20 protein-coding genes are annotated in these 23,070 nt (G+C 72.8%); 13 read left to right on the top strand and 7 right to left on the bottom strand.

What is annotated here, in order from left to right:
• The first annotated feature begins 111 nt into the window (after positions 1 to 111).
• A complete protein-coding gene (locus AC0KTA_RS26925) occupies positions 112 to 1,749 on the top strand; it encodes a hypothetical protein (RefSeq protein ID WP_481050793.1) in 1,638 nt (545 codons plus the stop codon).
• On the opposite strand, the gene AC0KTA_RS26920 is transcribed toward AC0KTA_RS26925, so the two are convergent.
• Positions 1,706 to 3,925 carry a bifunctional glycosyltransferase 87/phosphatase PAP2 family protein gene (locus AC0KTA_RS26920; protein WP_481050792.1) on the bottom strand — a complete coding sequence of 740 codons (2,220 nt, stop codon included), beginning with the start codon at positions 3,923 to 3,925 and terminating at the stop codon, positions 1,706 to 1,708. The two genes, AC0KTA_RS26925 and AC0KTA_RS26920, sit on opposite strands and share 44 nt — an antisense overlap.
• Before the next feature lie 530 nt (positions 3,926 to 4,455).
• On the opposite strand from AC0KTA_RS26920, the gene proP reads away from it, so the two are divergent.
• Positions 4,456 to 5,916, top strand: coding sequence for a glycine betaine/L-proline transporter ProP (gene proP, locus AC0KTA_RS26915; protein ID WP_481050791.1), 1,461 nt, complete (start codon positions 4,456 to 4,458; stop codon positions 5,914 to 5,916).
• Between the two features lie 160 nt (positions 5,917 to 6,076).
• Positions 6,077 to 6,751 carry an O-methyltransferase gene (locus tag AC0KTA_RS26910; protein WP_481050790.1) on the top strand — a complete coding sequence of 225 codons (675 nt, stop codon included), beginning with the start codon at positions 6,077 to 6,079 and terminating at the stop codon, positions 6,749 to 6,751.
• 16 nt (positions 6,752 to 6,767) lie between these two features.
• Here the strand turns inward: AC0KTA_RS26910 and AC0KTA_RS26905 are convergent, their stop codons facing one another.
• Positions 6,768 to 7,163 carry an FHA domain-containing protein gene (locus tag AC0KTA_RS26905; protein ID WP_481050789.1) on the bottom strand — a complete coding sequence of 132 codons (396 nt, stop codon included), beginning with the start codon at positions 7,161 to 7,163 and terminating at the stop codon, positions 6,768 to 6,770.
• 84 nt (positions 7,164 to 7,247) lie between these two features.
• On the opposite strand from AC0KTA_RS26905, the gene AC0KTA_RS26900 reads away from it, so the two are divergent.
• The 3 genes from AC0KTA_RS26900 to AC0KTA_RS26890 all read left to right on the top strand — a co-directional run bounded on the left by AC0KTA_RS26900 (position 7,248) and on the right by AC0KTA_RS26890 (position 8,622).
• Entirely contained in the window at positions 7,248 to 7,682 is a 435-nt protein-coding gene (locus AC0KTA_RS26900; RefSeq protein ID WP_481050788.1) for a DnaJ family domain-containing protein, read from the top strand.
• 85 nt (positions 7,683 to 7,767) lie between these two features.
• Positions 7,768 to 8,112, top strand: a complete 345-nt coding sequence (locus AC0KTA_RS26895) for an antibiotic biosynthesis monooxygenase family protein (RefSeq protein WP_481050787.1) — start codon at positions 7,768 to 7,770, stop codon at positions 8,110 to 8,112.
• Positions 8,113 to 8,118: 6 nt separating this feature from the next.
• Entirely contained in the window at positions 8,119 to 8,622 is a 504-nt protein-coding gene (locus tag AC0KTA_RS26890; RefSeq protein WP_481050786.1) for a GNAT family N-acetyltransferase, read from the top strand.
• Between the two features lie 607 nt (positions 8,623 to 9,229).
• On the opposite strand, the gene AC0KTA_RS26885 is transcribed toward AC0KTA_RS26890, so the two are convergent.
• Positions 9,230 to 11,278 (bottom strand): DHA2 family efflux MFS transporter permease subunit, encoded by a 2,049-nt coding sequence (locus tag AC0KTA_RS26885; protein WP_481050785.1) that lies wholly within the window; start codon positions 11,276 to 11,278, stop codon positions 9,230 to 9,232.
• Between the two features lie 643 nt (positions 11,279 to 11,921).
• On the opposite strand from AC0KTA_RS26885, the gene AC0KTA_RS26880 reads away from it, so the two are divergent.
• Positions 11,922 to 12,833 carry a peptidoglycan-binding domain-containing protein gene (locus tag AC0KTA_RS26880; RefSeq protein WP_481050784.1) on the top strand — a complete coding sequence of 304 codons (912 nt, stop codon included), beginning with the start codon at positions 11,922 to 11,924 and terminating at the stop codon, positions 12,831 to 12,833.
• A gap of 314 nt (positions 12,834 to 13,147) precedes the next feature.
• Here the strand turns inward: AC0KTA_RS26880 and AC0KTA_RS26875 are convergent, their stop codons facing one another.
• Positions 13,148 to 13,804: an HAD-IA family hydrolase gene (locus AC0KTA_RS26875; RefSeq protein WP_481050783.1), complete on the bottom strand. Its 657-nt coding sequence runs from the start codon at positions 13,802 to 13,804 to the stop codon at positions 13,148 to 13,150.
• A 193-nt stretch (positions 13,805 to 13,997) separates the two neighbouring features.
• The gene (locus AC0KTA_RS26870) at positions 13,998 to 14,576 is read right to left on the bottom strand and encodes a TMEM165/GDT1 family protein (RefSeq protein ID WP_481050782.1); all 579 of its coding nucleotides are present in this window, start codon (positions 14,574 to 14,576) and stop codon (positions 13,998 to 14,000) included.
• Positions 14,577 to 15,136: 560 nt separating this feature from the next.
• On the opposite strand from AC0KTA_RS26870, the gene AC0KTA_RS26865 reads away from it, so the two are divergent.
• The 4 genes from AC0KTA_RS26865 (at position 15,137) to AC0KTA_RS26850 (ending at position 20,371) form a co-directional block, all read left to right on the top strand.
• Positions 15,137 to 15,781 (top strand): HNH endonuclease family protein, encoded by a 645-nt coding sequence (locus tag AC0KTA_RS26865; RefSeq protein ID WP_481050781.1) that lies wholly within the window; start codon positions 15,137 to 15,139, stop codon positions 15,779 to 15,781.
• Positions 15,782 to 15,859: 78 nt separating this feature from the next.
• Positions 15,860 to 17,548: an alkaline phosphatase D family protein gene (locus tag AC0KTA_RS26860; protein ID WP_481050780.1), complete on the top strand. Its 1,689-nt coding sequence runs from the start codon at positions 15,860 to 15,862 to the stop codon at positions 17,546 to 17,548.
• 219 nt (positions 17,549 to 17,767) lie between these two features.
• A complete protein-coding gene (locus AC0KTA_RS26855) occupies positions 17,768 to 19,843 on the top strand; it encodes an FAD/NAD(P)-binding protein (protein WP_481050779.1) in 2,076 nt (691 codons plus the stop codon).
• Between the two features lie 69 nt (positions 19,844 to 19,912).
• Positions 19,913 to 20,371 carry a DoxX family protein gene (locus tag AC0KTA_RS26850; RefSeq protein WP_481050778.1) on the top strand — a complete coding sequence of 153 codons (459 nt, stop codon included), beginning with the start codon at positions 19,913 to 19,915 and terminating at the stop codon, positions 20,369 to 20,371.
• Between the two features lie 141 nt (positions 20,372 to 20,512).
• On the opposite strand, the gene AC0KTA_RS26845 is transcribed toward AC0KTA_RS26850, so the two are convergent.
• The gene (locus AC0KTA_RS26845; protein WP_481050777.1) at positions 20,513 to 21,061 is read right to left on the bottom strand and encodes a superoxide dismutase family protein; all 549 of its coding nucleotides are present in this window, start codon (positions 21,059 to 21,061) and stop codon (positions 20,513 to 20,515) included.
• A gap of 263 nt (positions 21,062 to 21,324) precedes the next feature.
• On the opposite strand from AC0KTA_RS26845, the gene AC0KTA_RS26840 reads away from it, so the two are divergent.
• A complete protein-coding gene (locus AC0KTA_RS26840; protein ID WP_481050776.1) occupies positions 21,325 to 21,930 on the top strand; it encodes a DedA family protein in 606 nt (201 codons plus the stop codon).
• Positions 21,931 to 22,213: 283 nt separating this feature from the next.
• Here AC0KTA_RS26840 and AC0KTA_RS26835 read toward each other — a convergent pair whose 3' ends face one another.
• Positions 22,214 to 22,444, bottom strand: a complete 231-nt coding sequence (locus AC0KTA_RS26835) for a DUF2277 domain-containing protein (protein WP_481050775.1) — start codon at positions 22,442 to 22,444, stop codon at positions 22,214 to 22,216.
• Between the two features lie 68 nt (positions 22,445 to 22,512).
• Between AC0KTA_RS26835 and AC0KTA_RS26830 the strand changes: the two genes are divergently transcribed.
• Positions 22,513 to 22,881 (top strand): hypothetical protein, encoded by a 369-nt coding sequence (locus AC0KTA_RS26830; protein WP_481056575.1) that lies wholly within the window; start codon positions 22,513 to 22,515, stop codon positions 22,879 to 22,881.
• Positions 22,882 to 23,070: the final 189 nt, after the last annotated feature.

Below are 23,070 nucleotides of genomic sequence, written 5' to 3'. Positions count from 1 at the left end.
GGCGAGCAATTCCGCCAAATGTTCACGTGATCGGCAAGCCGTGCCAACGTTTTGGTTACGTAAGGCGTCTTGAGGGGTGACCTTGCCCCGCCAAGACCTCGAACGGAAACGGTGACCGTGGTCTCTGCCGACCTCTCGATCCTCCCGACCGGCAGCTCACCCACGGAACGGAAGAATCCCTTCCGTGCCGTCCGTACCTTCTACCGCCGGCACCGCACCGCCGTCCTCGCCACCGCGCCCACCCTTCCCCTGTACGTGCTGTGGGCGGCGTTCCTCGCCACCGGTGGCGGGGACCTCGCGGCCCAGCAGGCCTGGGCCCGGTTCGCGGACGAGCACGGCTCGGCGGCGTACAGCCTCTTCTGGTACGGCGGCATGCACACCGCCAACTACAGCCTGATATCCCCGTACTTGATGGCCGCGATCGGCGTGAAGACCGTGACGGTCCTGTCCGGCCTCGCGGGCGCCTGGCTGGTCGCCGTGCTCATCGAGCGCTCCGGTGTGCGCCGCCCGCTGTGGCCCGCGGTCCTCGCCTCGCTCGCCGTGTGGTGCAACGTCGCCTCCGGGCGCACCACGTTCGCGCTCGGCCTCGCCTTCGGGCTCGGCGCCGTGCTCGCGGCGCTGCGCGGGAAACGTCTGACGGTCGCGGTGGTCTGCTCGGCGCTCGCCACCATGGCGTCCCCGGTGGCGGGCCTGTTCCTGCTCGTGGTGGGGGCCGGCTACTTCTTCGTACGGGAATGGGGGCGCGCCCTGGCCCTGCTCGCGCCGCCCGTCGTGGTCGTCGGCGTCACGACCGTGCTCTTCCCCTTCAAGGGCGAGCACCTGATGTGGGCGGACCGGGTCTTCCCGCCGGTCTTCTTCAGCCTGGTCCTGGTGGTGGCGGGGCCGCGGGAGTGGCGGGTGCTGCGGTGGGGGGCGGGGGTGTACGCGGTGGGGACCGTCCTCACGTACCTCATACCGTCCCCGATCGGCACGAACGTCGAGCGGCTCGCCGAACTCGTCGCGCCCGCGCTGCTCCTGGCCGCCCTGCTCACCCCGGCGCTGCCCGTCATGCGCCGGATGGCTCTGGTGACGGCGCTCGTCCTGTCGACGGCGTGGGTGGTGCAGAAGACGGCCGACGACCTGGAGGTGTCGACGATCGTGCCCGCCTGGGCGACGGACACCCACGCCGTCGTCCGCGAACTGGAGCGGCTCGGCGCCGACCGGGGCCGGGTCGAGGTGGTCCCGGCCCGCAACCACCGCGAGGCCACCGCGCTCGCGCCGTACGTGAACATGGCGCGCGGCTGGAACCGGCAGCTCGACATCGAGCGCGGGCGGCTCTTCTACGACGGCTCGTTCTCCGCCACGACGTACCGCGCCTGGCTCGACAAGTGGGCGGTCGGCTTCGTCGTGCTGCCGTCCGGCCGCCCGGACGGGCCCGCGCTCGCCGAGGCCGCGCTGGTCAAGAGCGGACCGAAGTGGCTGGAGCCGGTGTGGCACGACAAGCACTGGCGGATCTTCCGGGTGCGGAACGCGGTGCCGATGGCGTCGGCGCCCGCGTCCGTGGTCCGCTCCACCAGCACGGACGTGGTGGTGCGGGTGCCGGAGCGGGGCTCGGTGACCGTGCGGATCGTGTACTCGCCGTGGCTCCGGGCCGAGGGCGGCGCGTGCCTGAAGCGGCACGGCGAGTTCACACAGCTGACGGTGGAGACGCCGGGGACGTACCGGATCAGCTCGGGGTACGGTCGCTCGCGGGGTCCTGCGGCGTGCTGACGGGGTCGTCCGGGGCGCCCGACGGCTGCTTCTCGGGCGTGCCGTCCGGCACCTCGGCCGCGACCTTCCCGCCCGTGACCTTGTCGGACACGGACACGGCCTTCTCTGGCAGGAGGGCCTTCTCGGGCGCGACGGCCCCCACCGCCGCGGGCTGCAACCCCACTCCGACCTTGCCCGTCCCCACCTTCAGGGCCTGCTTCACGCGGGGCCCCTGCAGCAGGTAGGTCAGGCCGAAGCCGGCGCCGACGACGGCCGCGCCGCCCACCGCGTCGAGGATCCAGTGGTTGCCGGTGCCGACGATCGCGCACACGGTGAAGAACGGGTGCAGCAGGCCGAGGGCCTTCATCCACCACTTGGGCGCGAGGATCGCGATGGTCAGACCGCACCACAGCGACCAGCCGAAGTGCAGCGAGGGCATGGCCGCGTACTGGTTGGTGAGCTTCGTGAGCGTGCCGTAGTCCGGCTGCGTGAAGTCCTGCGGGCCGTGGATGGTGTCGATGAAGTTGAGGTTCTCCATCAGGCGTGGCGGCGCGAGCGGATAGCCCCAGAAGCCGATGAGCGCGAGGATCGTGGCGAAGCCGAGGGCGGAGCGCGCCCAGCGGTACTGGGCGGGGCGGCGCAGGTAGAGGATCGCGAGGACGCTCAGCGGCACCACGAAGTGGAACGACGTGTAGTAGAAGTTGAAGAAGCTCTCCATCCACGGCGTCCGCGCCGTCAGCGCGTTGAACCAGTGCTCGATGTCGATGTGCAGGAACTTCTCGATGGAGTGGATCTGCTCGCCGTGGTGCTCGGCCCGCTCCCGGCCCCCGGAGATGGTGCCGCCGGTCGCGGCGAGTCGGGTCTGCTGGTACGCGGAGTAGCCGACGCGGATGAGGAGCAGTTCGAGGAGCAGGTTCGGGCGGGTGAGCACGCGCCGCCAGAACGGGAACAGCGGCACCCACTTCCACCGCGCCGGTACGGGATCGGCGTACGAGGTGGGGATCGGCGTCTGGTACTCGGGCGCGGTCCGGGACAGGAACGGCACGATCAGTGCGGAGGCCAGCGCGGCCAGCAGGACGACGTTGTCGCGCAGCGGCTCCAGGACCGACATGTTCGGGAGCATCATCTTCGACGGCAGCGTCATCACCAGGACGACGGCGATGGGCCACACGAACCGGTCGGAGGCCCGCTTGCCGACGCGGCCGACCACGGCGAGCAGCAGCCACAGGAGCTGGTGCTGCCAGCTCGTCGGGGACACGGCGACGGCGACGCAGCCGGTGAGGGCGACGGCGAGCAGGAGCTGGCCGTCGCGGGCGTACTTCACCGCGCGGCGCAGGCCGAGGACGGCGACGGCGGCGCTCAGGGCCAGGAAGAGCCCTATTTCGAGCGGTCCCTCCAGGCCGAGGCGGAGCAGGGCGCCGTGCAGCGACTGGTTGGCGTTGGCGTCCGGGTTGGCGCCGAGGCCCGCGCCCGCCAGGTGGTGCACCCAGTAGGTCCACGAGTCGTGCGGCATGGCAGCCCAGGCGACGGCGGTGGCCGCGGCGAAGGTGGCGCCGACGGACACGGTGGCCTTCTTGCGGCCGGTGAACCACAGCAGCGGCGCGAAGAGCAGCACGGTGGGCTGCAGGGCGGCGGCGAGACCGATGAGGATGCCGCTGGCCCGCTCGCCGCGCACGGCGAAGCAGCCGAGCAGCACGAGCAGGACCGGGATGATGCTGGTCTGGCCCAGATGCAGGGTGTTGCGCACCGGCAGGGACAGCATCAGCAGGCTGATCGCGACCGGCGCGGCGAGCAGCGAGGTGCGGCGCGAAACGGGCTGCGGCAGCGCGCGGGCGGCGACCAGGCCGAGGACCACGACGAGGCCGAGGGTGCCGAAGGTCCAGGCCCAGCCAAGCGCCTGCTCGGCGGAGTTGGCGAACGGCTTGAGGACCAGGCCGGCGAAGGGGGTGCCGGTGAACTTGTCGGTGTCGTACAGCGAGCCGTTCACGTGCAGCACGCCGTTGGGCCCGATCCAGGTCTCCAGGTCGGTGAGGCGCTCGGCCTTGGGGGTGCGCAGGACGACGGTCACCTGCCGCACGGCGAGGACGGCGGCGATCAGCCAGAGGGCGACACGGACCACTCCGATCCGCGCCTTGGGTGTCCCGGTCGCCCCCGCGCCAAAGGCATTCCCCGGTCCCCTGTGCTCAACATTCGCCACGCCCTGTCGGCCCTCCCGCCCCATCCGTCATCCTTGATCAAAATGCCAGGAGATCCGTGATCTCACCCAAAGAGGCTCGCATGCCCCTGAGTGAGACGCGCGCAACCCCCATTTCACCTGGCAGCCACACCGCTTTCTACCGGCTTTTCGGCATCGGTGCCCAACCGGCCCGCGGCGGGCGGGGACCCCGGTGACCACTCCGGGACGGGCCCGCGGCGGGCGGCGGGAGCGCGCGTCGCAATCCGGCGACCCGTGTCCACCGCGCGTTCACCGGGCCCGATCGGTTTCCGGACCGTCGCGCGGGGCTCATCCGTACGACGACTCCACGAGCCCCCCGCTTCGGTTCCGCCGTCCGGGCGCGACATAGATCACAACTCGCCCCCGCCGTCACTGCCGGAAGTACCCCCGTTTGGCCTGAATACAGGGCGATTGCGACCCTGCGCGATCATGCCGACACCACCCGTAATGATGGTTGCTGCACCTAAGGTCACCGGGTCCCCGTAGTCCACGAAAGGCAGGCGAGCGAGCTCTTGCCGACCGCGCAGCACGCCGGACCCCGCACCCCGGCGGCCCCCTCCCCCGGCGGGACGGTCCAGGGCCCCGCCGGCGCCGCCCCCGGGCCCGCCGGGCCGGCCGCCGCCGAAGCCACCGTCACCGACCCCGCGCTGGTCAAGCGGGCCGTGAAGGCGGCCGCGCTCGGCAACGCGATGGAGTGGTTCGACTTCGGCGTCTACAGCTACATCGCGGTCACGCTCGGCAAGGTCTTCTTCCCCTCCGGCAACCCCACGGCACAGCTCCTGTCGACGTTCGGCGCCTTCGCGGCGGCCTTCCTGATCCGCCCGCTCGGCGGCATGGTCTTCGGCCCGCTCGGCGACCGCGTGGGCCGCCAGAAGATCCTCGCCCTCACCATGATCATGATGGCGGCGGGCACGTTCGCGATCGGCCTGATCCCGTCGTACGCGACGATCGGCGTCTGGGCGCCGATCCTGCTCCTGGCCGCCCGGCTGGTGCAGGGCTTCTCCACCGGCGGCGAGTACGCGGGTGCCTCGACGTTCATCGCGGAGTACGCGCCCGACAAGAAGCGGGGCTTCCTCGGGAGCTGGCTGGAGTTCGGCACCCTCGCCGGGTACATCGGCGGCGCGGGCCTGGTGACGCTGATGACGGCGCTGCTGTCCAGCGACGACCTGCAGTCCTGGGGCTGGCGCATCCCGTTCCTGATCGCGGGTCCCATGGGCCTCATCGGCCTCTACCTCCGCATGCGCCTGGAGGAGACCCCGGCGTTCGCCGCCGAGCTGGAGAAGGCGCACAAGGACGAGCAGACGCGGCCGAAGGTGCGGCTGCGGGACATGGTGACCGGCCAGTGGCGGGCCATGCTCCTCTGCGTGGGCCTCGTCCTGGTCTTCAACGTCACGGACTACATGCTCCTGTCGTACATGCCCAGCTACCTCACCGGCGAGCTGGACTACGACGAGACGCACGGGCTGCTCGTCATCCTCGTCGTGATGGCCCTGATGATGTGCGCCCAGCCCTTCGTCGGCGCGCTCACCGACCGGGTCGGCCGCCGTCCCGTCATCGCCGCGGGCTGCGCGGGCTTCCTGCTCCTGTCCGTCCCCGCGCTGCTCCTCATCCGGGACGGCTCCCTGTGGGCGATCGGCCTCGGCCTGTCCGCGCTCGGACTGCTCCTGGTCTGCTTCACGGCGTCCATGCCGTCGGCGCTGCCCGCCCTCTTCCCCACACCCGTGCGCTACGGCTCCCTGTCCATCGGCTTCAACGTCTCCGTGTCCGTCTTCGGCGGGACGACTCCGCTGGTGGTCACGGCGCTGATCGGGGCGACGGGGGACGTGATGATGCCCGCCTACTACATGATGGCCGCGGCTGTCGTCGGCGGCGTCGCGGTCTGGTACATGACGGAGTCCGCGGGGCAGCCACTGCCGGGGTCGCCTCCGGCGGTGGAGGCACCCGCCCACCCCTCCAGCCCGTCCGGCGATTGAGGACGAGCCGCGGAGCGGCGATCGGCGGGGGTCGTCCCACCCGCCCGCGACACCCACCCCCAACGGGGGTCCAGGGGGCGGCAGCCCCATGGTTTCGGGAAGGGGCGGGGTTGGGGAGGCACAGCGCAGCGTCACCCCCACCCACAAGGAGCACATCCGCATGAGCACCGCCCCCGACCGCTGGACCGCCGTGGACGACTACTTCACCGGCCTCCTCGCCCCGGCCGACCCCGCCCTCACCGCCACCCTCCAGGAGAGCGAAGCGGCCGGCCTGCCGGCCATCAACGTCGCGCCCAACCAGGGCAAGCTCCTCCACCTCCTGGCCCAACTCCAGGGCGCCCACCGCATCCTGGAGATCGGCACCCTGGGCGGCTACAGCACGATCTGGCTGGCCCGCGCCCTCCCCGCCGACGGCCACCTCCTCACCCTGGAGTACAACCCCAGGCACGCCGAAGTGGCCCACGCCAACCTCGCCCGCGCCGGCCTCGACAAGGTCACCGAAATCCGCACGGGACCGGCCCTGGACTCCCTGGCCGCCCTGCACGCCGAGTCCCCGGCCCCCTTCGACCTGGTCTTCATCGACGCGGACAAGGTCAACAACCCGTACTACGTGGAGTGGTCCCTCAAGCTCACCCGCCCCGGCAGCCTGATCATCGTCGACAACGTCGTACGCGGCGGCCACGTCACCGACGCCACCAGCGACGACCCCAGCATCCAGGGCACCCGCGCGGCCCTCGACCTCATCGCGAGCCACCCGAAGCTGGACGGCACGGCGGTGCAGACGGTCGGCACGAAGGGGTACGACGGCTTCGCGCTGGCCCGCGTACTGGACTGAGCACCACGCCGACCGCTCAAACCTCGTGGTAGAAGCCCACGTTGACGCTCCGCGGCCCCGACCGGTCCCGTACGACGAGCTCCCCGGAGCCGCCCCGGGGCAACGGCGTCGTCGCCCCGTACGCGAGGGACACCGCGGAGCCCCCGGCGAGCAGCCGCACCTCGGAGGCCGGGTCGGCCTGCGAGCCGCGCACCCAGGTCACCGTCCAGGTGCCGTCGATGCGACAGCGGAACTCGAGATGCGTACGGGAGACGAACAGCCAGTCCTGCGGCGGCGCGAGCCGGCACACGTTGCGGTCGCGGCCGACGCGCAGGACCGCGCCCGGCTCGCTCTCCGCGTCCGCCATCAGCATGCCCGCGGTCGCGCCCGCGTCCGCCTCCCCCGTCACCACGGCCATGGTCAGCTCAAGCACCTGGGTACCCCCTGCCCCTGAAGTCCGGACAACCGCGCGCATCCTAGCCCCGTACCGTCGTACGTCTTCTGCGACCATGGACGCATGACTGAACGGAAACCACCGGGAGTCAGCTTCGAGTCCTGGGTCGACAAGCAGATCCGTGAGGCGGAGGAGCGCGGCGACTTCGCCGCCCTGCCCGGCCGCGGTCAGCCCCTGCCGGACGACACCGGCGCCGCGTACGACGAACTGTGGTGGGTCAAGCGGAAGTTGGCCCGCGAGGGCGTGTCCGTGCTTTCGCCGACGCTCGCCCTGCGCAAGGAGGCCGAGGACGTCCTCGCGGCCGCCGCCGAGGCCCCGTCCGAGCGCATGGCCCGCCGCCTGGTCAGCGAGCTCAACGACAAGATCCGCGAGGCCCTGCGCACCCCGCCACCCGGCCCGCCGCTGGGCCTGCGCCCCTTCGACGTGGACGAGGTGGCCAGGGACTGGCGCGAGCGGCACGCGAACGGGCCTGGAACCGGAACGGGTACCGAAAGCTGAGCCGGGTCGTGCTCCGGTCCCGGTCCCGGGACCGGAGCACGACCCGCCCGTCCGGCGCCGCGCGGCCCTGCGGCAGGATGACCCCATGAGCGTAGTCAAGATCAACGTCCTGACCGTTCCCGCCGAGCAGCGGGAAACCCTTGAAAAGCGCTTCGCGTCCCGCGCGGGCGCCGTCGAAAGCTCGGACGGCTTCGAGTGGTTCGAGCTTCTCCGCCCCGTCGAGGGCACGGACCAGTACCTGGTGTACACGCGGTGGCGTGACGAGGCCGCGTTCCAGGCGTGGATGGAGGGCCCGATGAAGGCCTCGCACCAGGGGCAGGGGTCGGGCGGGGGCGAGCGGCCCAAGCCCGCCTCGTCCAGTGCCGCCGTGTGGACCTTCGAGGTCGTCCAGCAGGCCGCGCCCAAGCCCGCGGCCTCCGAGGAGGCCTGACCCCGTATGTCCTGGACCGTGGGTCCCGAGCCGGTCGGCTCGGCGGCGGCCCTCGCGCTGTGGCGGGCGTACTACACCGAGGTCAGCGACCGCTGGTACGAGCTGCACGAGGGCCACCGCACGGACCCCGCCGAACTGGAACGCGAGATCGCGGCGGACGCCGGGGCGGGGCTGACGCCGCCCGACGGCGTGCTGCTGCTCGCCCGCTACGACGGCGAGCCCGCGGGCACGGCCGGGGTACGTCTCGTGGACGCCGCCACCGCCGAGCTGACGCGCGTCTTCGTCGCGGCGGGCCTGCGCGGGAAGGGCGGCGGCACGGTCCTCCTCACCGCCGCGGAGGAGACCGCCCACGCCCTGGGCGCGACCCACGTCCGCCTCGACACCCGCCACGACCTGGTGGAGGCCCGCGCCCTGTACGCACGACACGGGTACATGGAGGGACCACCGCACAACTCCGACCAGTACGCGGAACATTGGCTGCGGAAGGAGCTTGCGGCGGGGCGGGGGTGAGGGGCGCGCCGATGCGCAGGTGAGCAGCCCCGCTGCGGGGACGTCCGGCCCCACCCGCCGGTGGGTGACCACCCCGTGACGGGGAACCGCCCACCCAGCGGTAGGTGACCGACCCGCGGCGCGGAACGACCCACCCACGCACCCATGGGCGACCGACCCCTGGCAGGGAACGACCCACCCACCCGTGGGCGACCGACCGGTGGCGGGAGACGATCCACCCACCCGTGGGTCCCCGCCCCGTGACGGGGAACGCCCACCCACCCGCCCGTAGGTGACCGCCCCGTGGCGGGGAACGACCCACCCACCCGTGAGCGACCGACCCGTGATGCGGAACAACCCACCCACCCGTAGGTGACCGACCCGCGGCGCGGAACGACCCACCCACCCGCCCACGGACCCGTGGCGATCCCGTCAATGGACGGCCCACGGCGAAGTGCCGACGGCCCGAGGACGGCTTCTCGGCCAGGAGCTGACGTCCAACAGCAAACGGGTGGGCGGGTGGGAGAGCCGCCGCGGAGCGGCGGGGTAGGGCAACCACGGCGCACGGCACGGAGACGACAACGGCACCCAGGCGCCCCCGGCGGCAACCCACGTCGACCAGGAGCAATCACCCGCCAGGCCCCCGGCCAGTGGGCCGCTCCCCGTCCGACCCGCACATCTCCGCCCCCAACTCCTCCACCAACTGCATCAGATCCGTCGGCCGCCCCGGCCCCCACCAGTCCCCGAGCAACTCCGCGAGCGACTCCTCCCGCGCCTTGGCAAGCTTCGCGGCCACCTCGCGGCCGGAGTCGGACAGGCGCAGGCCGAGCCCCTCGCGGATGGCGAGGTGCCGCTCCTCCAACTGCCGCGAGGCCTCCGTGACGACGGTCAGCGGCACCATGCTCCGCTCGGCGGCCAGCGTGGCCGGCTCCACATGCCCGTGCCGGGCGATCCGCAGCAGCATCCAGCTCGCCGCGGGCAGCAGGTCGTACCCGGCCCGCTCGGTGATCCGGACGTACACCTCCCGCCGCCCCGCCCGCGTCCCGAGCAGGGACAACGCGCGCGCCACCTCGTCGTACGAGGACCGCTCGACGGGATTGCTGGCGAGCGTCTGCGTCGGGTCGGGCGCCGTCACCGCCCCGCGCAGCCGGTCCTCGTGGAGGAACCAGGCGAGCACGAAGGCGACGAGGGCAACCGGCGCCGCGTACAGGAAGACGTCCGTGATGGACGACGCGTACGCGGACAGCACCCCGGGCCGCAGGTCGGCGGGGAGCTCCGCGATGCCGCGCGGGTCGGCCTTGAGCGAGTCGACACTCACCCCGGCCGGCAGGCCCTGCCCGCGCAGCGCGTCCGTGAGCTTGTCCCCGAGCCGGCCGGTGAACACCGTCCCGAAGATCGCGACGCCGAACGAGGCACCGATCGACCGGAAGAACGTGGCACCGGACGTGGCGACGCCCAGGTCCTCGTAGCTGACCGCGTTCTGCACGATGAGGACGAGCACCTGCATCACCAGGCCGAGCCCGAGGCCGAACACGAAGAAGAAGGCGCTCATCTCGCCGGTCGGGCTGTTCTCGTCGAGCTGGTGCAGCAGGAGCAGGCCGAGCGTGGTGACGCCCGTGCCCGCGATCGGGAACACCTTCCACCGCCCGGTGCGGCTGACGATCTGCCCGGACGCGGTCGAGGCGAGCAGCAGGCCGACCACCATGGGCAGCATGTGCACGCCGGACATGGTCGGCGAGACGCCCTGCACGACCTGGAGGAACGTCGGCAGGTACGTCATCGCCCCGAACATCGCGAAGCCGACGACGAAGCTGATGACGGCGGAGAGGGTGAAGGTGCGGACGCGGAACAGCTTCAGCGGGATCACCGGTTCCGCGGCCTTCCGCTCGACGCTCACGAACCACACCGCGAGCACGACGCCGAGCACCGCGAGCCCGATGATCTGCGCCGAGCCCCAGGCCCAGGTCGTACCGCCGAGCGAGGCGACGAGGACGAGGCAGGTGGCGACGGACGCGATCAGGAAGGTGCCCAGGTAGTCGATGACGTGCCGGGCCCGGCTCGCCGGGATGTGCAGCGCGGCGGCGATGACGAGGAGCGCGACGACGCCGATCGGCAGGTTGATGTAGAAGACCCAGCGCCAGCTCAGGTGCTCGGTGAAGAGGCCGCCGAGCAGCGGTCCGAGCACGCTGGTCGCGCCGAAGACCGCGCCGAACAGGCCCTGGTACTTGCCGCGTTCGCGCGGCGAGACCAGGTCCCCGACGATCGCCATGGACAGCACCATCAGCCCGCCGCCGCCCAGGCCCTGCAGCGCCCGGAAGCCGATGAGCTGCGGCATGTTCTGCGCGACACCGCACAGCGCCGAGCCGATCAGGAAGATCACGATCGCGGTCTGGAAGAGCTTCTTGCGGCCGTACTGGTCGCCGAGCTTGCCCCACAGCGGGGTCGCGGCCGTCGCGGCCAGCAGGTACGCGGTGACGACCCACGACAGATGGTCCAGGCCGCCGAGGTCGCTGACGATGGTCGGCAGCGCGGTGGAGACGATGGTCTGGTCGAGGGCGGCCAGGAGCATGCCGAGGAGCAGCGCGCCGATGGAGACCAGTACGCCGCCGCCCACGTGCTCCGGCGGCCCGGCCCCCGGCCGGGGAGCCGCCGGGCGGGCGCTCACGTCGTGCGTCATGGACACCTCCTGCGGTGCTGTCCACCTCCCATCCTGGTCCGAGTCCCCCGTTATGGCCTGTCGAACCGAGTGGCTGCATACTCCTTCAGAGCTCTGCGGGGCCGGCGAGGAAGGGGAGCACGCGATGAGCGAGGCGAACGGACGGGCCGGGGAACCACGGGAGCACGCCGCACGCGAGGCGGCGGGCAGGCCGCGGGCCCCGGAGGGGGTCTTGGGCGGCCCGGGGGGCTCGGTCGGCTTACCGGGCTGGGAGGGCTTACCGGGCTCGGTTGGCTTACCGGGTTCGGACGGCCTACCGGCTTCGGACGGCCTACCGGGCTCGGTTGGCTTACCGGGTTCGGACGGCCTACCGGCTTCGGACGGCCTACCAGGTTCGGACGGCCCACCGGGCTCGGACGACTTATCGGGCTCGGTCGGCTTACCGGCTTCGGACGGCCTACCAGGTTCGGACGGCCTACCGGGCTCGGACGGCCCACCGGGCTCGGACGACTTATCGGGCTCGGTCGGCTTACCGGCTTCGGACGGCTTACCGGGCTCGGACGGCCTACCGGCTTCGGAAGGCTTACCCGGCTCGCACGGCCTACCGGGCTCGGACGGCCTACCGGTCTCGCACGGCCTACCGGTCTCGGACGGCGGCGGGCCGGTGTGCCCGGGGTGCGGTACGCCGCGGGAGCGCGGGGCCGCGCCCGGCTGCGCGTGCGCGCGCGAGGCCGCGGACGCGGCGCTGCAGACGCGCTCCGCGGAGGCAGCCGCGGCGGAGGACTTCGATCCGATACGCATACGCCCGTACGTGACGCTGCCGGAGCCATCGGCTCCGTTGCCGGCGCTGACGTCCGCGCCGCTGCCGCCGGAGGCGCCCGCGGCGGCGGACGCCGCTCCCACCGAGACCTCCCCGGCGTACGAGAGGTCCGCGCGGCGGGTGCGTACGGCGCTGTGCGCCGGGGCGGGGGCGGTGTTCGCGGCGGCCGCCGTGTTCGCGGGCGGGGCGCTGTCCGGGGGCAACGGCGGTGACGGTGGCGGGAGCGGCGGTACGGATCTGGCGCTGCCGGACACCACGGCCGACACCCCGGACGACGCGCCCTCCGGGAAACCTGCTCCCCGCAAGGCCTCGCAGCCCGCGCCCCGCCCGACGACCTCACGCGCCGAGCCGACGCGAACACCCTCGCCTTCGGCCGCACGGTCGCTGCCGGTGCGAAAGAACGCCCCGGTCACCTCGCCCTCGCGTACGACGGCCCGCGCCACGGGGTCCGTGGGCCCGCCGCCGTCCCGCCGCCCGGCCGCCGCACCCACCCTGCGCCTGGGCGACCGCGGCGCCGAGGTGACCGAACTCCAGTACCGCCTACGGCAGTTGTACCTGTACGTGGGCCCTGCCGACGGCGTCTACGCCGGCCCCGTAGCGGAAGCGGTCACCCGCTACCAATGGGCCCGAGGCCTCACCACAGACCCCCACGGCACCTACGGCCCCCCAACCCGAAAATCCCTGGAATCCGAAACAAGGCCCCCTGAAGCCGACGGTGGCCCTCGCGGGGCGCCCCAGTCCCGCCCCTTCCCGTAACCAGGGGCTGCCGCCCCTGGACCCCGCTGGGGTGGGTGTCCCGTGCGGGTGAGACACCCCACGCCGATCGCCGCTCCGCGGCTCGTCCTCAATCGCCGGACGGGCTCAGAGGCAACCCAGCCCGACGGCGCCATGACGTCCCGGCCCGTTCCCCGCCGCTCCCCGCTGCGGGCACCAGGTCGACGGTGCGGGGCCGACCGCCCCTACCCGCTGTGGGCAGCTGGGCCGCCAGGGGCGGCACGGGTGGGCACAGCCCCAGGCCGACGGGGCGAAAAGGCCGACGGGATCCCAGCCCGCCCCGGGGGCACCCCGGCTCACCCGAACGTAAGCCGCACAAACCCCGCGTCAGCGGAAACCCGCACCTGGGTAAGGTCATCCACCCACACAGTGGGCTCGTACGCCCCGGCCCGGGGCCCCACCCCGACCACCCGCATACCGGCGGCGCGCCCCGCCGCGATCCCGGCCCCGGAATCCTCGAAGACCACGCAGTCGGCAGGATCGAACCCCAACTCGGCGGCCCCCTTGAGGAACCCCTCGGGGTCCGGCTTGCTGGCCCCCACGCTCTCGGCAGTCACCCGCACCGCGGGCAGCGCAAGCCCCGCGGCGGCCATCCGCCCGGTGGAGAGCCCCACGTCCGCGGACGTGACGAGGGCGTGCGGCACCCCCGCGAGGGAGGCCATGAACTCCGGCGCCCCGGGCACGGGCACGACGCCGTCCATGTCGGCGGTCTCCTGGGCGAGCATCGCGCGGTTCTCCGCGTAGTTCTCCTCCATGGGACGCCCGGGCAGCAGCAGCGCCATCGAGGCGTACCCCTGCCGCCCGTGCACGACCTTCATCACCTCGTCGGCGTCGAGCCCGTGCTGCGCGGCCCACTGCCGCCAGCACCGCTCCACGACGGCGTCGGAGTTGACGAGGGTGCCGTCCATGTCGAGGAGGAGAGCTCGGGCGGTCAGTACGTTCGCAGCCGTCATCGGCGTACTCCAAAGGAAAGACCCGCACACGGAAGAGAGAACAAGGCGGCCCCGCCCGCCGGTCAGGGAGTACGGGCGGAGCCACTTTGTTCCCTCACGGTACAAAACAAGCACCGCGAACGCCAACAACGCAGGTCAGCCCGGTTCAAACCGGCCCAGTCAGCCCAGGCCGACCCACGGGACCCAGTCCGCCTCAGGCAATCGCCTCGTACAGGCTCCACACCCCGAGCCCCAGCATCAGCACCGCCGCGACCTTCGTGATGAGGGCCAGCGGCACCCGCTTCATCAGCGCCCTGCCGCCCACGATCCCGAGCCCGGCGACCGCCCACAGCGCGAGCACCGCGCCGAGGCCCACAGAGAGCGGGTCGTCGTACCGCGCCGCCAGGTTCGCCGTCATGATCTGCGTGAGGTCGCCGAACTCCGCGACCAGGATGAGCATGAAGCCCGCCCCCGAGACCCGCCAGAAGCTCTGGTTCTTGGGCGCCCGGACCTCGTCCTCGTCCTCGTCCTTCTTCATCAGCAGCATCGCCGCGCCGCCGAGGAACAGGACACCGGTGAGCGCGTGCACGAGTTGCTGCGGCAGGAGCGTGAGCACACTGCCCGCCGCCACGGCGAGCACCACGTGCACGGCGAACGCGGCGGCCACGCCGACGAAGACGTACGAGGCGCGGTAACGGGTGCCGAGGACGAGCCCGGCCAGCGCGGTCTTGTCGGGCAGTTCGGCAAGGAAGACGACGCCGAAGACGAGCGCCGTCACGCTGATGCTGATCAAGGTTCCTCAATCGGTCGGGCCGCCCCACCGAGAGTTCCGCAGCCTTCGCGTACGACACCTCGGCACGGCAGCGCACGGTGTCGTACACGGAGGTGTACGCGGGCACTGCTTGCCGAAGGTCTCGCTGGCCGCCCACCAGGTGGGCCGCCTCCGGGCGCCGGCTCAGACGAGCTGAGCAGTATGTCGACGGTCCGGCGAAGAGCTACTCCCCTTCTGCTCCGGCCATCGTACGCGACCTCCGCACCGCCCCGGCCAGGGACTTTCGGCCCGGCCCCGGCGTGACCGGGGCCACAGCCGCCCCGGCACGCGCCCCCTGCGATCTCCCGTGGACCGGAGCACGGACCGGAGCGTCCCGGCCGTACCGGAGCACCCCGCACCGGGCATTTCACACCGAAGTGCCAACTTCCGCCCCGGCGCGCCTCCATGACGGCACGCCAGAACCCTTGATGTTTACAGGTGATTGACGCGACCCTGTCACTCGGCGCACATCTCGGGGCAACCCGGCCGCGCCAGCATGGCCGCCCCACCGGTCACCATCCCCCCACATCAAGGGAGTTCACATGCCCGCTGTCTACGCGCGTCGCTTCGCCGCCCTCGGCGCCGTCACCGCCCTCGCCTCCGCCGCGACCCTGCTCGCCGGCTCCCCCGCCCAGGCCGCCCCGCCCACCCCCGTCGACGCCGCCACCGCCCGCGGCTACCTCGGCCAGCTCACCGTGCGCCCCGAGGGCTCCTCGGACGGCTACAGCCGCGACAAGTTCCCGCACTGGATCACGCAGTCCGGCGCCTGCAACACCCGCGAGGTCGTCCTCAAGCGCGACGGCGAGAACGTCCAGCAGGACGGCAGCTGCGCCGCCGTCTCCGGAACCTGGAAGTCCGCCTACGACAACGCGACGTGGACGCAGGCCTCCGACCTCGACATCGACCACGTCGTCCCGCTCTCCGAGGCCTGGAAGTCGGGCGCCAACACCTGGACCACCGACCGGCGCAAGGGCTTCGCCAACGACCTCGGCCAGCCGCAGCTCATCGCCGTCACCGACAACGTCAACCAGGCCAAGGGCGACAAGGACCCGGCCGAATGGCTGCCGTCCGTCACCTCGTACCACTGCTTCTACGCCCGGATGTGGGTGGACGTGAAGCAGCACTACGGCCTCAGCGTCGACTCCGCCGAGAAGAGCGCGCTCGCCCAGATCCTGAACGGCTGCTGACACCCCGGGTTCCCCGGAACCACCCCGCCCGCCTCCGTCGTTCCGTACCGTACGGGGCGACGGAGGAGGGTGATCACTGTGGCGCGGCTGCGTCTGGGTCCACTGCTGAGGTACGTCGACGGCGCGAGCGCGACCGTCTGGGTGGAGGCCGACCGGCCCTGCACAGCTGAGGTGCGGTGCGCGGACGGCGCGGGCGGCTCGGCCCGGACGTTCCAGATCGCCGGCCACCACTACGCCCTCGTCCAGGTCACGGGCCTGCGCCCGGGCACCGACACGGCGTACGAGGTCACGCTCGACGACAGCCCCGTGTGGCCGCTGCCCGACTCCGCGTTTCCGGCGAGCACGATCCGTACGCCGGGCGGAGAGGAAGGGCCGGACGGCGCGGGCGACGCCGTCGCGGGGGACGGCTCGGGCTGCGACACCGTGCGGGTCACCTTCGGCTCCTGCCGGTGGGCCGCGCCACCCGCCGGGGAACACGACCCCTACGGCCCCGACGCCCTCGACACCCTCGCCGCCCGCATCGCCGCCGACCCCGCTGCCCCGCGCCCCGACGTGCTGCTGCTCCTGGGCGACCAGGTGTACGCGGACGAGGTCTCCAAGGCCACCCGCCGCTGGCTCGCCGCCCGCCGCGACCTCTCCGAGCCCCCGGGCGACCAGGTCGCGGACTATGAGGAGTACACCCACCTCTACTACGAGTCCTGGCTCGACCCCGCGGTGCGCTGGCTGCTCTCCACCGTCCCGAGCTGCATGATCTTCGACGACCACGACGTCATCGACGACTGGAACACCAGCGCCTCCTGGCTCGCCGAGATGCGGGCCACGCCCTGGTGGCGCGAGCGCATCCTCAGCGGCCTGATGTCGTACTGGGTGTATCAGCACCTGGGCAATCTGCCCCCGGCGGAGCTGGCGCGGAACGAGCTGTTCGCGGAAGTGCGCGCGACGCCCGACGGCACCGACGCGCTGCGCGCCTTCGCCGCGGCGTCCGACGCGGATCCCCGGGCGACGCGGTGGAGCTACCGCCGCGACTTCGGCCGCGTACGCCTGCTGATGGTCGACACCCGCGCCGCCCGCGTCCTGGAGGAGGACAAGCGCGCGATGCTCGACCCGGAGGAGGCCCGCTGGCTGCGCGAACAGGCCCTCGAAGGCGGCTGCGACCACCTGCTGATCGGTACGTCACTGCCTTGGCTGCTGCCCCATCTCATCCACGACGCCGAGGGCTGGAACGCCGCGCTGTGCCGCGGTGACCGCGGCGCGCGCTGGGCCCGGTTCGGCGAGGATCTGCGGCGCCGCGCCGACCTGGAGCACTGGGCGGCGTTCCCGTCGTCGTTCGACGCGCTGGCCGCGCTGATCGCCGAGGCCGGCTCCGGCGACGACGCGCCCGCGACGGTGTGCGTGCTGTCCGGCGACGTCCATCACGCGTACGTCGCCGAGCCCGCGTGGCCCGCGGGCGGCGGCCCCGACGCCCGCGTCCTGCAGCTGACCTGCTCGCCCGTGCACAACTCCATCCCCGCCTCGATACGGGTCGGCTTCCGCTTCGGCTGGAGCCGCGTCGGCCGCGCCCTGGGGCGCCGCTTCGCGCGGCACGGGCGGGTCGCGGGCGCGAACCTCTCCTGGCGCCGGACGGGCGGCCCCTGGTTCGGCAACCACCTGATGACCCTGACACTGCGCGGCCGCGCCGCCGAGCTGCAGCTCGACCGAGCACAACGCTCACGACTCGGCGCCACGACCCTCCAAACAACGGACTCCCGCCCCCTGACCCCCCGCTGATTCCCCACCCGCCCACCCTTCCAGCCCGTCCGGCGTTTGAGGACGAGGCCGTTCAGGCCGATACGGGGGTCTGGGGGCGGAGCCCCCAGTTTCGGGAAGGGGCGGGACTGGGGAAAGCCCCGCAGGGCCCCAACCCGCACTTCCCCCACGTGTGACCCGACGGCATGATGAGGCGCACCGTCCGCTTCCTGCGCCCCACCCGTACCGGGAGTCACGCTCTTGTCTGCTGCTTCGACCGCCGACCACGCCATAGCCGTCGTCGGAGCCGGCCCCCGCGGCACGAGCGTCCTGGAGCGCCTGTGCGCGTCGGCCACCGAACTCCTGCCCCCGGGCGCACGCCTCACGGTCCACGTGGTCGACCCGGCGCCGCCGGGCCCGGGGCGGGTCTGGCGCACCGCCCAGTCCCCGGAGCTCCTGATGAACACGGTCGCCTCCCAGGTGACACTGTTCACCGACCCGAGCGTCGACTGCGCGGGCCCGATCCGCCCGGGCCCGAGCCTGTACGAGTGGGCAGCGCGCGGCCACATACCCGGGCTCGGCCCGGACGACTACCCGACGCGCGCCGACTACGGCCGCTACCTGGAGTGGTTCTTCGCCGAGACCGTACGGACCGCCCCGGCCGTCGTCCGCGTCGAAACACACGCGGCCCGCGCGATCCGCCTCGACGACACGGCCGACGGCGCCCAGACCCTCGTACTCGACGACTCCTGTGAGATATCCGGCCTGTCCGCAGTCGTCCTCGCCCAGGGACACCTGCCCGCCACCACCGGCGACCGCGCCCAGCAGGAGCTGGCCGCGTACGCCGCCCGCCACGGCCTGCGCCACATCCCGCCGGCCAACCCGGCCGACGTCGACCTCACCGCCCTCGCGCCGGGCGAGCCGGTCCTCCTGCGCGGGCTCGGCCTGAACTTCTTCGACCACATGGCGCTCCTGACGCAGGGGCGCGGCGGCCGCTACGTGCCGGACGAGCGGGGCGGGCTGCGTTACGCCGCGTCCGGCAACGAGCCGCGGCTGTACGCCGGTTCGCGCCGCGGCGTCCCGTACCAGGCGCGCGGCGACAACGCCAAGGGCCCCTACGGGCGGCACCACCCGGCCGTCCTCACGCCGGAGGTGATCGCCCGCTTCCGCAAGCGCGCGGACAGCGGGGACGCGCCCGACTTCCTGACGGAGATCTGGCCGCTGATCGCGAAGGAGGTGGAGACGGTCTACTACGCGGCGCGGCTGACGGCGTCAGGCACGGCGGGGCCGGCGGTGTCCGGCACCGCGCGGCCGACGGCCCCCGCCGCGGCGGAGCGGGCCCGCGCCTTCCGTGACCGCTTCCTGGACACCGCGCACGGCAGCCTCCAAGAGGCCCTGGTCCTGGACGAGTTCGGGTTCGCCGCCGACGACCGCTGGTCCTGGGAGCGGCTGGCGCGCCCCTACGCGGGGCAGGTCTTCCGCTCGCCGCGGGACTTCCGCTCCTGGCTGCTCGGCCATCTGCGCGAGGACGCCGCGCAGGCCGCCCTCGGCAATGTGGCGGGCCCGCTCAAGGCGGCCCTCGACGTGCTCCGCGACCTGCGCAACGAGCTGCGGCTGGCCGTCGACCACGGCGGACTCGCGGGCGCCTCGCGGCGTGCCCATCTGGACGGCTGGTACACGCCGTTCAACGCGTTCCTGTCGATCGGCCCGCCCCGCCGCCGTATCGAGGAGCTGACCGCGCTGGTCGAGGCGGGCGTGGTGCGGGTCGTCGGGCCGCGGCTCGACGTGCGCGGCGAGGACGGGGCGTTCCGCGCGCACTCGCCGGACGTGCCGGGATCCGAGGTGCGGGTGACCACCCTGGTCGAGGCGCGGCTGCCCGAGCCGGACCTGCGGCGCACCGGAGACCCGCTGCTCGCGGAGCTGCTGCGGGCCGGGGCGTGCCGCCCGCACACCGTCGACGGCTACGAGACGGGCGGCCTCGACGTCACGCCCCGCCCGTACCACCTGATCGGCCGTCAAGGACGGCCCCACGCACGGAGGTTCGCGTTGGGGGTGCCGACGGAGGGGGTGCACTGGGTGACGGCCGCGGGGGCCAGGCCGGGGGTGGACTCGGTGACGCTGTCCGACGCGGACGCGGTGGCACGGGCGGCACTGCGGGCGGCGACCGCCCCTGCTCCCGCCCTTCCCCCTGCCCCTGCTCCCGCCGGGGCGGCAACCTTTTCCGCCACGGCGGCGACAGTTCAGGACGGAGTGCCGAACCCGAGAGGCGCCTGCGACGGCCGGATAGAGCAGATTCTCACGAAACACTCAGATGTTGAAGTTGCAAGTACTAATTAGGTGGACCTAATGTGGGGCTCCGATCGGTTCCCGTCCCCAACCGACTCAAGACCGAAGGAGTCCCCCACCATGACTGGACGTCTCAACAGCGCCCAGCCCTATGCCCTCGGCCTGTTCCGCATCGTCGTCGGCCTGCTCTTCGCCTGCCACGGCGCCGCCTCGCTCTTCGGTGTCCTCGGCGGCACGGACGGCGGCGGCGGCACCGTCGACGCGGGCACCTGGCCGGGCTGGTACGCGGCCGTCATCCAGCTCGTCGGCGGCAGCCTGGTGCTGCTCGGCCTCGGCACCCGCGCCGCGGCGCTCGTGTCGTCCGGCTCGATGGCCTACGCCTACTTCAAGGTCCACCAGCCGGAGGCCCTGTGGCCGATACAGAACAGCGGCGAGGCCTCCGCGATGTTCTGCTGGGCCTTCCTGCTGCTCGTCTTCACCGGCTCCGGGGCGTTCGGCCTCGACCGCGTCGTCGCGGCGGCCCGCGGCGAGCGGGAGCCGAAGGCGCAGGACGCGGAGCGCACGCCGATCGCGGCCTGACCTGCGCACACGCCTGACCTGCACAAACGTCTGAACGGCGCCCCCTTCTCCGTACGTGGTTCCCGGTACGGAGAGGGGGGCGCCTGCGCGTCGGCGCCACGTGTGACGGCTGCGCCACGCGTGACGGCTTACGACCCCGCGTTACGACCCCGCGCGCGGCTTGAACGGCACCGTGAAGCACGCCACCCGGTCCCCGGCGCCGCCCTGCTCGCGGTGCAGCACGACCGAGGCCGCCTCGCCGGGCCGGAAGCCCCAGGAGTGGACCGCGGACGCCTTCCCGGAGCCATCCGGTTGTGCGGTGAAGTCGAGCCACACTTCGTTGTCCGGATTGAGGTAGGCCGGGTTCTCCGAGGGCTGCACGGGGTCCGGGCGATGCTGGTAGTGACCGCCCGCCGCGTTCGGGTCGACGCCGCAGGGCTTGCGGTGCACGTGCGCGCCGAACGCGAAGCCCGGCTTGACGCCCCGCACGCGCAGGGTGACGCGGGTGCCGCCCTTGTCGTGACGCTGCGTGACCTGGATCCGGGCGCCCGGGGGCACGAGGTGCCGGTCGTAGGTGAGCGCGGGCGAGGGCGCCTTGGGCGGCGTGAACCGCCCCTTCGCGCGTACGCAGTCGGCGCCCTCGCCCGTCGCGCCGCCGCTCGCGGCGAGCACGGCCGCCGCCACGGCCGCGGTGAGTATTCCTGCCACCATCGTCGAGTTCTCCTCTTCTCCTGGTCCCGCCGTCGAGCGCCCGTTGTGTGCGCCTCTGCTCCGTTCGTACGGGACTTCGCGGACGTACGCCGCTTCAGGAGCGGCAGCCGGGTGAACGTGGCGTGGCGAACATCTGAGCCCCCAGTGGATCTACGGGCGAGGGCGCGGCGTACGCTTTACCGCTGTCACATGGCCGCCACCCGCCGCTCCCCGCGCATCGCGGCGACGAGTTGCCGACCGGGGGAGCCAAACGGGGAGTTTCGGTGTTGGAGAGTGTGGGGGCGCTGACCGGCAGCCCATGGATCTACGCGGTCGTGGCGTTCTCCGTCCTGTTCGACGTCTTCCTCCCGCTGCTGCCGAGCGGGGTGCTCGTCATCACGGCGGCCACCGCGGCCGCGGCCGCCGGTTCCGGCACCGGGCGGGTCCCGAACGACGTGCCGGACATCCTGCTGCTCATGCTCTGCGCCGCGACGGCGTCCGTGCTCGGTGACCTGGTCGCCTATCGGATCGCCTGGCGCGGCGGGGCGCGCCTCGACCGCGCCATCGCCCGCTCGCGGCGGCTGACCAGCGCGCAGGAGCGCCTCGGCACGGCGCTCGCGCGCGGCGGCGGGGTGCTCGTCGTCATCGCCCGCTTCGCCCCGGCGGGGCGGTCCATCGTCTCGCTCGGCGCGGGGGCGGCTCATCGCCGGGTGCGCGATTTCCTTCCCTGGTCCGCCCTCGCGGGCGTGGCCTGGGCCGGTTACAGCGTGGGGCTCGGCTACTTCGGGGGGCAGTGGCTCGGGGCGACGTGGCTCGCGACGGGGGTGTCGGTTCTCGCGCTGGTCGCCGCGGGCGCCGGCGCGGCCTTCCTGGTACGCCGCCCCACCTGATGGGGCTGCGCCCCTCTCCCCCCTTGTCGGGCCTCCGGCCCTCGTCCTCAAACGCCGGACGGGCTTTCCCCCACCCACCCGCCCTTTCCTGGGGCTCCGCCCCAGCCCTCGCCCCCCAAACGCACCTCCACCACCCTTTTAGCCCGTCCGGCGATTGAGGACGAGCGCGAAGCGCGATCGGCGGGGGTCGTCCCACCCGCCCGCGACACCCACCCCAGCGGGGTCCAGGGGCGGCAGCCCCTGGTTACGGGAAGGGGCGGGCCTGGGGCGCACCCCGCGAGGGCTACCCTCCCGTCGCCGCGCGGGCGCCCCGTACCTCGAGGTCGGCCAGCAGCGAAGCGGTGGCTTCGGCGACGGCGTCGACGGCGCGGTCGAAGACCTCACGGTTGTGGGCGGCCGGGGCCCGGAACCCGGACACCTTGCGCACGTACTGAAGCGCGGCGGCCCGAATCTCCTCCTCGGAGGCCTTCTCGGGGATGACGGGCGGACGAAGGGTCTTGATGCTGCGGCACATACGTACAGCCTCGCGCAGCGGAACACGCCCGTCGAGCCCCTCGCACACCAAATTCGAACAGGAGTAGCATTGCGGCCGTGCCCGCAACCCCCGAGCAAGAGTTCCCGAGCGACCTCCTCGCCGGCCAGGAGGAGCTGCACCAGATCAGATCCGAGCTGCACGCACTCCTGAAGCGACTGCCCTGGTCCGTCGAGCCCCTGGACGGCTTCAGCGACGACCACGGCTGGCGCAAGGTGGAGCGCCCGGCCTCCCCCGGCTGGACGCCCGACGAGCAGGCCGAGGTCGAGAAGCTGCGCGCGCGGGAGCGGGAGCTCGCGGTCTTCGTGAGCTGCCACCGCTTCTGGGAGCAGGTTTCGGGCCCGGACGTGGTGGACACCCGGATGAGGCTCAAGCACGCGCACGAGACCCCGTCCGCGACCTCCGCCGAGGAGCATTGACAGGGGGTGGCGGCGGGCGTTGACTCCCCGTACGAGGGCCGAACGAGCCCTCGTACGACCCCGCGACGCCAGTCCCGCGCTCCGGAGCCGCCCCCGCTCCGTGGCGCTCGCTGTGGCGCCCGGCCTCATCCGTCGAACATCGAATCCGGCATCGAATCCGGCCCCCGCGTCCAGCGTGCGGAGGTTCAG

The sequence above is a fragment of the Streptomyces sp. Y309 genome (assembly GCF_056712025.1).
The sequence above is the reverse complement of the archived record's forward strand: the minus strand, read 5'-3'. Positions and strand labels throughout refer to the sequence as shown.

Excerpts from the sequence above, each read along its gene's own strand:
- AC0KTA_RS26910 (WP_481050790.1), top strand. The coding sequence starts at position 6,077 with ATGAGCACCGCCCCCGACCGCTGGACCGCCGTGGACGACTACTTCACC.
- AC0KTA_RS26900 (WP_481050788.1), top strand. The coding sequence starts at position 7,248 with ATGACTGAACGGAAACCACCGGGAGTCAGCTTCGAGTCCTGGGTCGAC.
- AC0KTA_RS26850 (WP_481050778.1), top strand. The coding sequence starts at position 19,913 with ATGACTGGACGTCTCAACAGCGCCCAGCCCTATGCCCTCGGCCTGTTC.
- AC0KTA_RS26875 (WP_481050783.1), bottom strand. The coding sequence starts at position 13,804 with ATGACGGCTGCGAACGTACTGACCGCCCGAGCTCTCCTCCTCGACATG.
- AC0KTA_RS26890 (WP_481050786.1), top strand. The coding sequence starts at position 8,119 with ATGTCCTGGACCGTGGGTCCCGAGCCGGTCGGCTCGGCGGCGGCCCTC.
- AC0KTA_RS26895 (WP_481050787.1), top strand. The coding sequence starts at position 7,768 with ATGAGCGTAGTCAAGATCAACGTCCTGACCGTTCCCGCCGAGCAGCGG.
- AC0KTA_RS26885 (WP_481050785.1), bottom strand. The coding sequence starts at position 11,278 with ATGACGCACGACGTGAGCGCCCGCCCGGCGGCTCCCCGGCCGGGGGCC.
- AC0KTA_RS26845 (WP_481050777.1), bottom strand. The coding sequence starts at position 21,061 with ATGGTGGCAGGAATACTCACCGCGGCCGTGGCGGCGGCCGTGCTCGCC.
- AC0KTA_RS26835 (WP_481050775.1), bottom strand. The coding sequence starts at position 22,444 with ATGTGCCGCAGCATCAAGACCCTTCGTCCGCCCGTCATCCCCGAGAAG.
- AC0KTA_RS26865 (WP_481050781.1), top strand. The coding sequence starts at position 15,137 with ATGCCCGCTGTCTACGCGCGTCGCTTCGCCGCCCTCGGCGCCGTCACC.